General features: G+C 35.9%; 14 protein-coding genes and 2 riboswitches. Of the genes, 1 reads left to right on the forward strand and 13 read right to left on the reverse strand.

Annotated elements, in window-relative coordinates:
* Window positions 1-95: 95 nt before the first annotated feature.
* On the reverse strand, window positions 96-284 hold the full coding sequence (locus tag C1724_RS20685) for a Flp family type IVb pilin (RefSeq protein ID WP_102348664.1): 189 nt from the start codon (window positions 282-284) through the stop codon (window positions 96-98).
* A 77-nt stretch (window positions 285-361) separates the two neighbouring features.
* Window positions 362-456: riboswitch (cyclic di-GMP riboswitch) on the reverse strand.
* A 39-nt stretch (window positions 457-495) separates the two neighbouring features.
* On the reverse strand, window positions 496-684 hold the full coding sequence (locus tag C1724_RS20690) for a Flp family type IVb pilin (RefSeq protein ID WP_102348665.1): 189 nt from the start codon (window positions 682-684) through the stop codon (window positions 496-498).
* A gap of 90 nt (window positions 685-774) precedes the next feature.
* Window positions 775-867, reverse strand: a riboswitch (cyclic di-GMP riboswitch).
* Between the two features lie 227 nt (window positions 868-1,094).
* On the opposite strand from C1724_RS20690, the gene C1724_RS20695 reads away from it, so the two are divergent.
* On the forward strand, window positions 1,095-1,433 hold the full coding sequence (locus C1724_RS20695; RefSeq protein WP_258000482.1) for a DUF192 domain-containing protein: 339 nt from the start codon (window positions 1,095-1,097) through the stop codon (window positions 1,431-1,433).
* An 822-nt stretch (window positions 1,434-2,255) separates the two neighbouring features.
* Here the strand turns inward: C1724_RS20695 and C1724_RS20700 are convergent.
* From C1724_RS20700 to C1724_RS20750, 11 genes are all read right to left on the reverse strand, one after another.
* Window positions 2,256-3,506 carry an aromatic ring-hydroxylating dioxygenase subunit alpha gene (locus tag C1724_RS20700; protein ID WP_102348666.1) on the reverse strand — a complete coding sequence of 417 codons (1,251 nt, stop codon included), beginning with the start codon at window positions 3,504-3,506 and terminating at the stop codon, window positions 2,256-2,258.
* Between the two features lie 294 nt (window positions 3,507-3,800).
* Window positions 3,801-4,883 carry an Ldh family oxidoreductase gene (locus C1724_RS20705; RefSeq protein WP_102348667.1) on the reverse strand — a complete coding sequence of 361 codons (1,083 nt, stop codon included), beginning with the start codon at window positions 4,881-4,883 and terminating at the stop codon, window positions 3,801-3,803.
* Complete coding sequence (locus C1724_RS20710) at window positions 4,883-6,079, reverse strand: amidohydrolase family protein (RefSeq protein ID WP_219723285.1); 1,197 nt, start codon at window positions 6,077-6,079, stop codon at window positions 4,883-4,885. The genes C1724_RS20705 and C1724_RS20710 overlap by 1 nt, the downstream gene beginning before the upstream one ends.
* 31 nt (window positions 6,080-6,110) lie before the next feature.
* Window positions 6,111-6,413 (reverse strand): hypothetical protein, encoded by a 303-nt coding sequence (locus tag C1724_RS20715; protein WP_102348669.1) that lies wholly within the window; start codon window positions 6,411-6,413, stop codon window positions 6,111-6,113.
* Complete coding sequence (locus C1724_RS20720) at window positions 6,397-6,768, reverse strand: Rieske (2Fe-2S) protein (RefSeq protein ID WP_102348670.1); 372 nt, start codon at window positions 6,766-6,768, stop codon at window positions 6,397-6,399. The genes C1724_RS20715 and C1724_RS20720 overlap by 17 nt, the downstream gene beginning before the upstream one ends.
* A gap of 29 nt (window positions 6,769-6,797) precedes the next feature.
* Window positions 6,798-8,570 carry a thiamine pyrophosphate-binding protein gene (locus tag C1724_RS20725; RefSeq protein WP_102348671.1) on the reverse strand — a complete coding sequence of 591 codons (1,773 nt, stop codon included), beginning with the start codon at window positions 8,568-8,570 and terminating at the stop codon, window positions 6,798-6,800.
* A 402-nt stretch (window positions 8,571-8,972) separates the two neighbouring features.
* Window positions 8,973-10,256, reverse strand: a complete 1,284-nt coding sequence (locus tag C1724_RS20730; protein WP_102348672.1) for an IS110 family transposase — start codon at window positions 10,254-10,256, stop codon at window positions 8,973-8,975.
* A 139-nt stretch (window positions 10,257-10,395) separates the two neighbouring features.
* On the reverse strand, window positions 10,396-10,866 hold the full coding sequence (locus tag C1724_RS20735) for a tripartite tricarboxylate transporter TctB family protein (RefSeq protein WP_102348673.1): 471 nt from the start codon (window positions 10,864-10,866) through the stop codon (window positions 10,396-10,398).
* On the reverse strand, window positions 10,866-12,347 hold the full coding sequence (locus tag C1724_RS20740; RefSeq protein WP_102348674.1) for a tripartite tricarboxylate transporter permease: 1,482 nt from the start codon (window positions 12,345-12,347) through the stop codon (window positions 10,866-10,868). Before C1724_RS20740 ends, C1724_RS20735 begins: the two co-directional genes overlap by 1 nt.
* A gap of 93 nt (window positions 12,348-12,440) precedes the next feature.
* Window positions 12,441-13,478 carry a Bug family tripartite tricarboxylate transporter substrate binding protein gene (locus C1724_RS20745; protein WP_180994378.1) on the reverse strand — a complete coding sequence of 346 codons (1,038 nt, stop codon included), beginning with the start codon at window positions 13,476-13,478 and terminating at the stop codon, window positions 12,441-12,443.
* A 61-nt stretch (window positions 13,479-13,539) separates the two neighbouring features.
* The gene (locus C1724_RS20750) at window positions 13,540-14,562 is read right to left on the reverse strand and encodes an NAD(P)-dependent oxidoreductase (protein ID WP_102348676.1); all 1,023 of its coding nucleotides are present in this window, start codon (window positions 14,560-14,562) and stop codon (window positions 13,540-13,542) included.
* Window positions 14,563-14,617: the final 55 nt, after the last annotated feature.

Genomic DNA, 14,617 nt, shown 5'->3' on the forward strand with positions numbered 1-14,617 from the left:
TAAACACCTCGCAAGTAAATCTTCAATTTAAAGAAAACCCCAACTTTGACAATTCATTGGAATGAAAAAGTAGGGGTTTTCTAAAGGATTTGTTTTTAAGAACCAGACGGTGTAGTTGTACCTGTAATTTTGCTAGTAATTTCACCAAACTTTTTACTGATTTCTCCACCCATTGTTGTCATTGCTATAACAGCTGCTAAAGCGATTAATCCTAGAATTAATCCGTACTCTGTCATACCTTGTCCTTCTTCTTCTTTAAAAAACTTTTTTATTGAATTTATCATTTGTGAGTTCATCCTTTTCGATTTTTTTGCATAAAAAAATACTATTCGCCGAAGAATAGTAGGTAGTCCTCACTATTTTCGGTAACTGGCTGGCATATCGTTTTTTAGTGTTGACGATTTAGCCCCTTTAGTTTTGCGTCCCGCAATTTCCCACGGTTTGCCTTTATCTCTTTTTTATATGAATAATTCTTTAATGAATGTAAGTTGTTGTTTATGATCCAGACGTTGTAGTTGCACCTGTTATTTTGCTCGTAATTTCCTCGAACTTTTTACTAATTTCTCCACCCATTGTTGTCATTGCTATAACAGCTGCTAATGCGATTAATCCTAGAATTAATCCGTACTCCGTCATACCTTGACCTTCTTCTTCTTTAAAAAACTTTTTAATTTGGTTCATCATTATATGTGACCACCCTTCAGAATATTGAGATATTTTTTGTATAAAAAAATACTATCCCCCGAAGAATAGTAGTATCTAGCGATCACTATTTTCGGCAACTGGCTGGCATATCGTTTTTAGTGTGACGATTTAGCCCCTTTAGTTTTGCGTCCCGTGATTTCCCACGGTTTGCCCTTATCACGTTGTATTACAAACAACCGATTGCTTGTTGTCGCTGTTGTTTGTAAATGAATAATAGCATCTCTAAACTAAAAGCGACAATGACAAAATTATTCATTTTATAGTTAATTATGGTATAAAATATTTAAGATTTCTTATAAAATCTTTACTTCTACATAAATAATGTCTATTAATCCAACATTTATACTTTTAGTTAATCATTATGCTTATAAAGCAAAGGTCGTGTTTTAGTGAGGTTAATTGAAACAAAAAGAGTGCATGAAATTCCTATAAAAATCATTAAATACACTAGCTTTTTTAAACGATTTAGAGGATTAATGTTTCGGCTTAAACCGATTGTTAATGAAGGAATTCTAATAGAGCCATGTAATTCGATTCACATGTTTTTTATGTTTTTTCCTATTGATGTCGTTTTTTTGAACAAGAACAATCAAATTGTTTATGCAAAAGAAAATGTTAAGCCTTGGACCGTTATCTTTCCGATAAAAAACGCTAAATCAGTATTAGAATTACCTGTAGGTTCGATATCGAGGTATCATATCAAGGCTGGTAGTTCGATAAATATATGAAAATACATTGTTGGTGAATCCTCTTCATCAACCTGATGAAGAGGATTCACTTGGTATTTTTTACGCGGTTTCCTCTTCATTGGCTTGATGAAGAGGATTCACTTGCTATTTTTAATGCGGTTTTCTCTTCATCGGCTTGATGAAGAGGTTTCACTTGGTATTTTTAATACAGATTCCTCTTCATCGGCTTGATGAAGAGGATTCACTTGGTATTTTTTACGCGGATTCCTCTTCATCGACCTGATGAAGAGGATTCACTTGGTATTTTTAATACAGTTTCCTCTTCATCGGCTTGATGAAGAGGAATCACTTGGTATTTTTTACGCGGTTTCCTCTTCATCGGCCTGATGAAGAGGAATCACTTGGTATTTTTAATACAGTTTCCTCTTCATCGGCTTGATGAAGAGGAATCACTTGGTATTTTTTACGAAGTATCCTCTTCATCGACCTGATGAAGAGGAATCACTTGGTATTTTTTACGCGGTTTCCTCTTCATCGGCCTGATGAAAAGGAATCACTTGGTATTTTTTACGCGGTTTCCTCTTCATCGGCTTGATGAAGAGGATTCACTTGCTATTTTTAATGCGGTTTTCTCTTCATCGGCTTGATGAAGAGGTTTCACTTGGTATTTTTAATACAGTTTCCTCTTCATTGGCCTGATGAAAAGGAATCACTTGGTATTTTTTACGCGGATTCCTCTTCATCGGCCTTATGAAATTGTCATTCTCATCCATGTATTTAACAATAAAAAAAACTATACGCTGATAGACAGCTTTTGCTGTCTATCAGCGTATAGTTTGACCGTTTGCTTACAAAACCTTTTTATTTAACTCCCATACTATAAAAGTCAATTAAATCCTCAACATTTGGAGCGAATCGAGTTTGGAATCGTTTAGTAGTGACATCAAATCCATCGCTATAATGATGTTTTTGTTTCTCTAAAGGCAATTCAATAAACTGATTTTTTTCTGGATCTCGAATCACACCAATCGGATCTTCACCACGTTCAACTTTTGCAATTTCTTCTTTTATCATTTGACGATACATAATAATGCCTTTATCTGTTGTTCCAAGACGCTCATCAGTGCGGTCTGCTATTGCCCCCTGCGTAATCCAACACATAATATCTTGACCGTCAATATAATCAACTATATACTCACCATTTTCATTTTTATATGGAACCTCATAAAATGGAATTTCTTTTAAAGACTCAGGAATCTCAACAGATGGATGCTGAGCATATGCTTGATACCAAACATGCCATGTTGTTTCATCATCTACGGGCACACGCATTTGAAACGCATAGCTGCCTTCACCGGCTGTTCCTCCAACAGCTAAAATGTATGGGAATACAATTGGATGCCCTACTTTCCAATCATCACTTTCCTCAGACTGTCCTTCAAATAAGCGGCGTTTTATAATACCATACTCAAATCGATCAAATGCTATTTTTTTATGATGGCGCACAAATGCATTTTCATCCACTTCTCCCTTTTGTTCTTTTACAAACTGAGCATAATGGCCGTGTAGCCATTCGGTATGGGCTGGGTCTAATGAATTTTCCATGACTTGAAGGAAATTTACCGGTAAGGTTGCATGGCCAATGCTACGGATAGCGTTTTCTACTGCAAAACCATCTATACGTGGTAGAAGTGGAGCCGGTTTAGGTCCTAAATAGGCAAAGAACAACCCTCCCATCTCTTGCACTTCATACGCTTTTATTTTAATCCGATCCTTAAATGTACTTGTTTCAGGTTCGTTTGGTTGATCAGTACAGTTGCCCTTACTGTTAAAACACCAGCCATGATACTGGCAGCGAAGTCCTTCTTCAGCAGGCATACCGTAAGCCATAGAAACACCCCGATGCGGACAACGTTCCTGAATTAATCCAATATTACCTGAACGATCTTTATAGAGTACTAAATCCTCTCCCAATAAGCGTACTTTTTTTGTAAATTTGTCTTTTAATTCAGAAACTGCTGCTATTGGAAACCAATAACGTCGGAGTAAATTACCCATTGGCGTTCCTGGACCTACCTGTGTAACTGTTTTGTTTTGCTCAGCACTCATCATAATAAATTCCTCCCTTTTAACAATTAAAACTTTGCCCCATTATTTTGTTTCGTATTACGAAACATGTTTTGTATTATGAAATTTATAAAAATAATATATCATGTTTTCCATATTTTTTCAATTAAAAAAACTAAAATTTCTGAATTTTATATTCACACTTCTTTATATTGAAATGAAATGGACATGAAAAATAATCAACTGTTTAGGTTGTTATTTAGGAACATAAAAAGAAACCACAGCTGCTATAAAACTGTGGTAACATGAACAACCTTTCTTTTTCCTCATCTTAATTCTCTACTCTGTTGTCTGAAAAATCGCAGATTTTATTTTAACTTCATTTTGCAAGAAGTCTTTTATTAAATAAACAGTATTACTGTTTAATGGAATACCAGACTTTAATCTTTCTACAAATAACTCATTTTCAATCTCTCCAGGTAAATAAATACGCTGTACATCTTTAGCCTTAGGAGATGTTTTAAAAGTGCTTATCATGAAGTCTACTCTTGTTTTGAATTCATCCACTGGTGTAAATTTGGATATGTCAAGGGCTCCGAAGAGATGTCCGCAACCCCATGCAGTCTGAACATTACTTTGAACATTATTTGTTTCATTTAATAAATTTTCCCCTTGTTCAAAAGATAATAAAGCACCCGTTAATACAGCCGATAGTACTTCATTTACAACAGCTATTCCATATCCCTTATGTCCTCCAAATGGTAATACAGATCCTCCTAATGCCTCCCAGGCGTTAGTTGTCACATCACCATCTTTATCTAAGGCCCAATTTTCTGGAATAGGTTGATCATTTCTAGCCATCATTCTGATTCTACCTCTTGCGGAAACACTACAAGCAATGTCTAATATTATCGGTGATTCGTCTCCTGCTGGAATAGCATACGAAAATGGATTATTACTAATTAGAGACTTACGACCACCCCAAGGTGCCATAACATCTCGACCATTAGTCACACTGAAACCGATCATATTATGTTCAATTGCTTTTTTAGAATAATAGTATGCAGGTCCAAAATGACTACTATTACGGACTCCTACTAAGCCAATACCAAATTGTTTGGCTCTTTCAATCGCTAATTCCATAGCATAATTAGCACCTAAAACACCCAGTGTATTATCACCATCAATAACACTAAATATCCCATTATCCACAATATGATTAAAATTGGGTTGAGCATTTAATTGTTTTTCTATAAAACCTCTAGTGTACCGTGGCAAGTTATGGATACCATGTGAGTGAATCCCTCTTAAGTCTGCATCAACTAATACATCTGCGATTATTTCTGACATCTTTTTGTCTAAACCAGCAATATCAAAAGATTGTTTGGCAATGTCTCTAAGAAGTTCAGCAGATACAATCATTAATTTCTACCTTTCAATTGTGTTTCCGGTACATCAATATTAAATAACTTAATTGCATTACCTCCTAAAATATTTCGTTTTGCCTGTTCATCTAGAAATGGTAAATCATATATGGTGCTTGGTAAATCAAAGTCCCAATGTGGGTAATCTGATGAATACATTAACTGTGTTTCTGCATTGATTGCTTTAAATGTTGACTTCAATAACTCCAAATCATCCGGTCTTTCCATTGGCTGTGTTGTAAAATAAAAATTACGAATATATTCACTTGGTTTCTTTGTTAATATCGGCGCTTCGGAAGAACGCATCATGTACTCATGATCTAAGCGCTGCATCATAAATGGTACCCAAGCTAAGCCACTTTCAATCCAAATCACTTTAAGATCTGGGAACCGTTCAGAAATGCCATTGATGACCCAATTCGTTAAATGAATCATATTATAGAAAGTAAATCCTAGTGCATGTACAGAAATAAACTTATTTAATTGTTCCATTGAACGTTCACCCATCCAATGATAACCGGCATGAAATCCAAGTGGCATTTTTTTCTCTTGAAGTAACTCATATAATCTCATATACACGTTATGATGGACCGGTTTATATCGAACACTTGTAACCATAAAACCTACAACACCAGGTGCATCAGAAAACTCTTCCACTATGCGAATGCATGCCTCCGGATCATTGAATGGGAGGTATAGCATTGTCTTAATTGACGAATCTTTTGATACGATTCTATCTGTAATCCATTTTGCATAGGCCCTAGCAACTGCTACCTCTATTTCTTGTTGAGGTTGTAAACCTAGATTCAACATCGGAGTAGGGAAAATAATAGAATAATCAATACCCATTGAATCTTTATAACGCCGAATCAGTTCAAGATCACGATCAGAAAGTGAAACTCCTTCTTTTACACTCTCAGTGCGTCTCTTTTGATACCGTGAAATTCTTCCACCCATGTCTTGATTACCTAATTCAGATGGAAGAAGTCCTGGTCTTCCTCCACCTTTTCTCGCTGAAGCTTCAGCCATATGTTTTATAATTGGCTCCTCAATGTATTGAATAATTTCAGACCACGATTCGTTTTCATAATGGTGTGCATCAACATCGACAATTGGAAACTTATTATAACCTCTAACTTCAGCTTGTTTTTTTGCTTTTGCTAATAATTGACGTGTATCAAATTCACTTTTCACTATTTTCACCCTTTATTTAATAAATTTAATGTTAGTTCCAAGATTGCCATAATCCGAGTTCAAACAACTCAACATCTGCAGCTTTTAACATAGCTGATACGGTAATCATGACCTCAGTCGCACTGACATTTTGATCAAATGGTGAAAATCTTATCTCATCTTTTTCTATCTTTGAAACATAAAGTTTCACTGCCAATGTTAATAATTTTTGTATCGTTTCCTGACTCAATTCCGCCCCATGTTCTCCACTTCGATTAGATAAAATATCTAAATTAATATATTCATTGATAATCTCTTCTAATTTAGTAAGAGTACTATTATTTGACGATGACATAAACCTCTTCCCCTTCCTCCAGAACCTCAAATTTCTTTAAACATTTACTTTTATCAGCTGCACTTTCACCAGTCTTAACATTAAATTCCCAACCATGCCACGGACATACAATATGAGTGATATCGTCTGAAAATTTTTCTCCTAAAACTGTCTTATGTTCACCAAAAATTGTTTCTACCTTCCCTAGTATTTCTCCCTCACATACTGGACCGCCTTGATGTATGCACTCATTTAGATATGCAAAGTATTGATTATCAACTTTAAAAACACAAATCTCTAATTCTTCGTTACATCTTATAATTTTTCTATTATCTTCTAAAAATTCACTCGTATTGCCAACCAAATATGTTTCCATATATATTTCTTACCTCCCTAAAATCTTTTTTACTTTGCTTGTGTAACTACATCAATGAGTACCGGTACTTTATCGCGTTTAATAATTTCAATTGCCTCTCTAATAGTTGGTCCAAGGTCCTCTATTCTTTCAATTGGACCTATACCATGAATACCAAATGTTTCAGCCATTTTTGCAAAGTTGACATTTGGATTTTCTATTCTAGTGCCAATTACAGTTCGTGATACATCTCTATTTCGATGACGTGCTATATTGATTTGATGTTCCTCAGAATTGTAGTAAGAACGGTTGTTAAACATCACAATCAAAGCTGGTAATTCATGATGTGCTAATGTCCATAGCCCTCCAGAAGTGAATAACAAATCACCATCTGATTGAATATCAACTATTAATTTGTCAGTACCTCGGTGTGCTAAACAAGCCCCAATTGTCATCCCGATGCCGCAACCGATACCTCCTCCAGCCCAACTTACCCCTAATGACTGACGCGGTTCTTTTATATCAAAGATTCTATTAACCCAACCACTTAAGCCACCATTAGCTACCATAAAATCTTCATCTTTTATTGCATTCCACAACTCAAGAGCAAATGCAGAAGCAGTGATCGGTGATTTTTGTTTCTGTTCCTCAGCCGTATTCAACCATTCTGCTCGTAGTCTGTCATGCCATTCTTTTACCTGACCAAAACGATCTTCTATAGTAATGGTCCCATTATTTACAGTTTGATTTTTTTCAGCAATAATCTTCTTCAGTAATGGTAATGCTGTTTTTGTGTCGGCTAGTATTGTTTTTTCAGTAGGAAACAACTTTTGGTAGTCTGCAGCCCATGAACGAACGCTATAATCTTGCAATCCCATAGAAAATACCCGAACGTCATCCCTTAACACAGATTCTGTTTTACGTGTAACTCGATCGATCTTTGAGACAGTACCAAAAATATCTCGAACATCAAGCGCTAATATTACATCTGCTTTTTCCAATACATTATGATTATCACCTGTTAAATTCATTGGATGAGTAGTTGACATATTAAAGTAACCATTTAAATCTAAAACAGGAATTGCCCACTCTTCAGAAAGCTCTGATAATAAACGGAAACTTTCGTCCGATCTCCCTGTATGATCAACTAGAATGACTGGCCACTCCGCAGTTATAAGTGCTTCAGCTAATTGTTCTAGACTCGATGGATTTGCTCCTGGTGAATCAGGTACATAGCGGCTTTCATCAAATGGTTCCACGGGTTTATGATTATCTGGAAGTACTTGTTCTTGAAGTCCTGAATCGAAACAAACATATGTAGGGCCTGCCGGTTCTGTAACAGCTAACCGATATGCTCTATAAATAGAATCTTCTAAACTATTTAATGTTGCAGGTTGATCATCCCACTTCACAAAATCACGGATGAGATTTCCCTGAACTAAAGCTGTATGGATCCAATCAATCCAAGGTCTCCTTTCTTCAACATTCATTGGGCCGGTACCTCCATATAAAAGCATGGGTACACGTGCGCACCAAGCGTTAAATATGGCCATTGACGCATGTTGAAGTCCAACAACGTTATGAATAGCAGCTGCCATTGGTCGACCAGTTGCTTTTGCATAGCCATGAGCAATGTCTACAGAAATTTCTTCATGGGTACAAGTTATGATTTCCGGCATATTTTTATCTGGATGGTTGATCAATGAATCATGAAGCCCTCGATATGAGGCTCCAGGATTCAGTGCAATAAAAGGTATATTTAAATTGGATATTAACTCTGCCATAATATCAGATCCGTATTTTTTTCCATTATCTAATGCCATTATTAAACACTCCCTCAATAAAGTTTAAATATCTCTAGAATCCTCACGTATTCTCAAAGTTTCATAAACACCTAATAGTTAACACACCTGAAACAGTGGATAGTATTTGAATTTCTTCAAGTTCCTTACAGGTGGAGGTGCATCCTAACCACCAAACTGGTATAGTTTGGTAATTATTAGTATAACCGTGCTATGAAAACTCCACATAACTCACGGCCGCTAACCCTCCCATGTCTCACCGGATCGGGTCCATACATTCCTTCGTCCTGCGTATCCATAAGGTGGAGGTCGGATATGCTCCTATACTGGGTCATAGCCCGAATGGTAAAAATAAACTCCGACTCTGCACTATTGGTGTTTATCTATTGAGAATATAGAGTATCTAAAGTGTTTACTGTTTGATTATGCAACCTGTAATAGGTTTTCTTGAGGTATCCCTTGTAATAACTTGGAACCATCAAATTGACATTGTTTATGTCCTATGACAAAAATGACTCGTAATAATTTACAACACAAGGCAATCAGAGACTGCTGTTTCTTTAAAGGTCTATCAGGACGTTTTGTGTAATAATGATGCAGGGCTTTAAACGTTGGATTATGTGCAACCAGAGGACGTATAGCCATATACAAAGCCCTTCGTAGTTTACTTCGACCTCGTTTAGTAATGGTTGTTTTTCCTTTGTGTTTCCCTGAACTATTCTCTCGCAAGGAGAGTCCTGCTAGGTTAACTAGCTGCTGGGGATGCTTATAATTTTTGAGATCCCCAATTTCAGATAAAAAAGTAGTGACTGTGGCTACGCCAAGTCCTGTAATATCAATCATTTCATTTGCACCAGGTATCGTTCTAACAATACCTTCTAACTCTTGATCAAGGTCTTCTAGTTGCTTTCTGAAAAGCTCTAATTGTTCAAGGAGATTATCCATCTCTCGTTGTGCAAATTGGGTTCCAATAGTTAAACCAATGCTCTTACGAGCAGCCTCTACTAACTTTGTAGCCCGTTTAATTCCAACACCTCTTTGAACAAATGGTTTCCATTCTTGAAGTATCTCTTCAGGTGTCATCTCCACGATTTGCGATGGAGATGGGAAAAGTTTTAATGTACAAAGAGCTGCTTTACCTTCCCAGTCTCCAAAGACATCGCAGAATTCTGGAAAGTAGCGATCAATCATCTTTGGAATACGCCCTTCTGTAATCATTAATTGTTGGATGAGTTGATCTCTAATTTTGACGCCTTCTCTAAGTTCAGCATAGATGCCATCTAAGAGATTAGGTACAGAGTATCGCCCATCTTTAATCAACTGTGCGATTACTTTTGCATCTTTTGTGTCATTTTTCGTGGGTGAGTTATCATCAAGTTCTTTGCTTTTCTTAACATGCATTGGGTTGACTAATACAATGTCATAGCCCTTTGCAGTCAAATAATAAGCTAGATTCAGCCAAAAATGACCTGTTGGTTCTACACCAAAAATGATATGATCTTTAGAATTTTCTTTTGCGTGGCGGTGAGCCCATTCAAGTAATAGCTCAAAGCCATGAAATCTGTTTTGGAAAATCAGACGTTTTCCGAATTCTAAGCCTCTGTCGTCTTGTGCGCGTGCTACGTGCTTTTCTTTTGCAACATCAATGCCAATAACTAAAGTTGAAGGTGTGATTTGAGAGATTTTGTGATTTTGTGTATAATTCATTATGAGTCCTCCTTGGTTACTTAAATTAAGGGTCCTTAGTGCTGATCAGCTGTGGACACCTCGTATCATACCAAGGGGCTCTTTTTTTGTTCAACCCTCAAATTTCTTCATTACAGGAATGCTCCTATCAATTATTGAATTAAATAAAATAGTTAACACCTAAACCTACGACAAAAATTAAATATATCCCTAATGTAAAAACTACTGAGTAAAGGATTGATAATTTCCACGATTCTTTTGAGATGACTTTCAAATATAAAAATAAAGCGATTGCAATGGAAGGTAAAACGTTAATGTAATAAATTAATAGAACAAAAATGGAAATCCATATTGCGAATGAGACATGGTTACGGTAAACATTAAATTTTTCTTGTTCTTCCTCCTGAGCACTTATTTCCTCTTTCTGGCGATGTAAGTAATAAGTTCTTTTCTTAAATTCAGGAAACAGGTCATTCAATACTTGTATTAAAGTTAAAACAATTAAACAAATGGAGATCATTTTAGGAACATCTGATGTACCGTTAGGAAATGTAAGTGTGGCCACAAATATAACAATTGCAAAGAGCAATATTGTAAGACTAAACAATCCATTCCTCGTAATTTTGATCATTATGCCCCTCCATTAGTTTTTTTTGCTATTTTTTTAGATAATAGAGGCCACCCTAAAGATGCAATACAGAGCAATAATAAGACTAATGTGATTGGTCTAGTAAAAAAGCCTGCAATGCCATGGGTTATCATCGTTTGATAAAATGATGACTCGACCAAGCCACCTAAAACTACTGCAATTATGAACGGGATTCTCGAAAATGAATATTTCACCATTAACATTCCGATAATTCCGAAAATAAGTGCCAAAACAACATCACCAAAATTCCCTCTATACGTATATGCTCCTACTAGCGATAGAACAATAACTCCAGGTGCAATTAATGACCCACGAATTTTTGTAACAAATGCTAACTTAGGTCCGATCAATAAGCTGATAACAAGTGCAACTACCTTGCTTACAATTGCTGCAGCAATCATAAAATAAACAATATCAATATGCGTGGTTAACATTTTGGGGCCTGGTGTGAAACCATGCATAACTAGACCTCCAATAAAAACTGCCATCCCAACACTTCCAGGAATTCCAAACGCAAGTGTTGGAAGTAATGCTCCACCTTCTTTAGAATCATTAGCAGACTCAGGAGCAATTACACCTTCAATCGCACCTTTTCCAAATTTTTCGGGATTTTTAGATGTTTGGACTGCTGAGCCGTAAGCCATAAAACTTGCCACAGAACCGCCTACTCCAGGGATAATACCGATTAGTACTCCAATTAAACATGATCGAAGAAATAACCAAAATCTACTAAAAACAGTTTTAAAACCTTCAACTACAACATTATTTTTAACTGCAAATTTAGTTGTAAAGGTTTCATCATTTTTATAGAGATTAAATGCTTCTGATATCGCAAAGATACCAATAACAAGAGGGATAAGAGGGATACCATCCCATAAATAATCAGTACCAAAAGTTAAACGGGCATTACCTAATATTGGATCTGTACCAATAAAAGCTATTATTAATCCTATTAATGCTGCAATCAAGCCTTTAAATGTATTTTCACGAGTAACAACAGCAATTACGGTTAATCCAAGAAAGGATAACATAAAAAATTCTGGAAAAGAAAAGGCTAGGACTAATCCTCTGGCTACCGGAATTAATAGATCCAATATTATAAATCCAACAATACCGCCTAATGCGGAACAAATTACTGCAACAACAATTGCTAATCCGCCTTTTCCTTGTTTCATCAATGGATACCCATCAAAGGTTGTCGCTGCACTAGTTGCCTCGCCCGGTGTATTCACTAGAATGGAGGTCATCGATCCACCATATGTTACAGATCCGTAAGCAGATATTAGTATCACAATAGCTGCCTCAGGACTCATACCAAATGTCATGGGAATTAATAGAGCTAAAGCAACACTTCCACCTAGTCCTGGTAAGATTCCTATAACAATACCAATGATGACAGCTAGTATCATCAATAGCATTATATCCCACTGCAATACAGCGCCTAATTGTGTAATAAAACCCAAACTTCACCCCTCCTAGTATGCTTAATTAATCAGTGAATATATGTGGTATCCAAAGGAACTGTGACAATCCCTTTGGATACATGTAATAATTAATTATTCAACGAACATCTCTTTTAAGATATCTTGGTATTTAGAGAAAGTATCGATAGTATCTAAAACAATTTTTTCTGTTCCTTTTGCATCTTCATATACAATTGTAAAATTTGCTTTCTCCATCATAGCGATAAATTCTGGGTTTTCTAAAGTATCTTTTAACGCTTTTTCCAGAACAGCTGCATTTTCACCTGAAACCCCAGGTGGTGCAGCTATAACTCGATTAATACTAAAGATGTCATTAAATTCACTCAAGCCAACATCATTACTCATTGGAACATCCGGATAATCTGGATGTGGTTCATCACCAAAATGTAGGATAAAATCTAAATCACCTGCTGCAATAGATTCTTGAATACTTTCATAGGTAGAGAAAACTACATCAGCATCGCCACGAATAGCTGAAAGTACGACTTCACTTGTTCCTGACACTACTAAGGGCTCCCATTCAATCCCTAACTTACTAAATATAATCGCGGCCGCAATTGTATCATTGGAGCCCATTCCTCTAGTTGCAACAATTACCTTATCACCCTTTTTCTTTAAATCTTCTAAACTTTTATATCCAGAATCTGGATTAACGACAGCCGTATAAGTATCTTTGTTTACTGTCGCTAACCATGTCATTTCAGTCAGATCGTATTCTACTTCACGAGCTAATTGCGTTGGGCCCAAACCAGATAAATTTATGATTTCAAAAGTATGTCCATCTGGCTCAGCATTTTGTAAATAATTTAATGCTGTGACACCACCAGCACCATCCATATGCCTAACTTCTACCTTTACCTTATTTGGTAAATGATCACCCATAAACTGGGCGATTGACTGTGCCCATTGACTGTATCCACCACCAGGATTATAACCAACTACAAATTCAAGATCATCTTTTGGAAAGTCTATGCTTGGTTGACTTTCTTGTTGTGTTTCATTATTTGACACATCTGTATTGGTTTGTTCCGTATTGTCTACACTAGAACTACAACCGATGACTAAAAACATTAATAGCAAACCCAGTAAAGATAAATAAATCTTCTTCAAAAAGTTCCCCCCATTCTCTTTACTTCTACCTAAAATACCTAAAAGTAAAGAATAATTTAAACTAATAAATTGATATCCTTTTTTTCCATCGTTCGATAATTTCTGAATTAACAATGTACTTTGGTGTGTTTCCATGAATGGCGTTTGTACATTCATCTATTGCTGTTAATGTTAAATGTCTAAGGTTTTCGGAGGTCAAAGAGATGCAATGTGGTGTAACAACTACATTATCCAGCCCGAACAATGGATTTGATGCAACTGCTGGTTCATTTTCAAATACATCTAACCCGGCAGCTGCTATCCTTTTTGACTTTAAGCACTCTAACAAGCTTTCTTCATCAATCACCCCCCCACGTGAAGTGTTCACAATTATTGAATCCGCTTTCATTCTATTAAGTCTATCTTTATTCAATAGGTGATGTGTTTCATGAGTTAAAACCACATGAATGCTAATAACGTCACAGGTTTTTAGTAAGTCTTCTAAGGCTAAGTTAATAACACCGGCATCCTTAATAACTTGATCAGGTACATATGGGTCATATACATAAAGCTCTACACCCCAACCTTTTAATCGTTCAACAACCGCTTTTCCAATTCTTCCGAAACCAATAATTCCAATTTTTTTGGTATAAAGTAGGTTTGGTAATATATCATAATTTCTCCATTGACCGTTTCTGGTCATCTGGTCTAGTTCAAAAACTCGCTTTAAAACAGAAAGCATCAATGTAATAGTACCTTCTGCCACAGAAATAAAATTGTGAGGTATAGGTGCATTTGTAACCAATATAGTATTCTCACTAGCAGTTTTTATATCAATTTTTTCAACACCAATACTTGATTTAGTAATGACTTTTAGTTTTGGAGCATTTTCTATAAAATCTTTAGGAACACGATCCCTTCCACCAACTATAATGCCATCACAATTACCGAAATAATCGAGTAACTCCTCTGTAGTATATTTATAATCGGGATACCTATTTACCGACTTCCCATAAATAACATCACATTGAGTTTCTAATAATGTTTTATACTCTTTTTCATATATATCTTGTGGAGTTAATAAACCAATTAACGGTTTTGGCAACTTCTCAACTCCTTTCTATAGATTTTTGGTATATTTGGATGTTCTATGAAACTGG

Origin of the sequence: Bacillus sp. Marseille-P3661 (assembly GCF_900240995.1) — a bacterium.
In the GTDB taxonomy this organism is placed as follows: Bacteria; Bacillota; Bacilli; order Bacillales; family Bacillaceae_J; genus OESV01.

Excerpts from the sequence above, each read along its gene's own strand:
- C1724_RS20685 (WP_102348664.1), bottom strand. The coding sequence starts at position 284 with ATGATAAATTCAATAAAAAAGTTTTTTAAAGAAGAAGAAGGACAAGGT.
- C1724_RS20730 (WP_102348672.1), bottom strand. The coding sequence starts at position 10,256 with ATGAATTATACACAAAATCACAAAATCTCTCAAATCACACCTTCAACT.
- C1724_RS20700 (WP_102348666.1), bottom strand. The coding sequence starts at position 3,506 with ATGATGAGTGCTGAGCAAAACAAAACAGTTACACAGGTAGGTCCAGGA.
- C1724_RS20705 (WP_102348667.1), bottom strand. The coding sequence starts at position 4,883 with ATGATTGTATCTGCTGAACTTCTTAGAGACATTGCCAAACAATCTTTT.
- C1724_RS20735 (WP_102348673.1), bottom strand. The coding sequence starts at position 10,866 with ATGATCAAAATTACGAGGAATGGATTGTTTAGTCTTACAATATTGCTC.
- C1724_RS20720 (WP_102348670.1), bottom strand. The coding sequence starts at position 6,768 with ATGGAAACATATTTGGTTGGCAATACGAGTGAATTTTTAGAAGATAAT.
- C1724_RS20715 (WP_102348669.1), bottom strand. The coding sequence starts at position 6,413 with ATGTCATCGTCAAATAATAGTACTCTTACTAAATTAGAAGAGATTATC.
- C1724_RS20690 (WP_102348665.1), bottom strand. The coding sequence starts at position 684 with ATGATGAACCAAATTAAAAAGTTTTTTAAAGAAGAAGAAGGTCAAGGT.
- C1724_RS20725 (WP_102348671.1), bottom strand. The coding sequence starts at position 8,570 with ATGGCATTAGATAATGGAAAAAAATACGGATCTGATATTATGGCAGAG.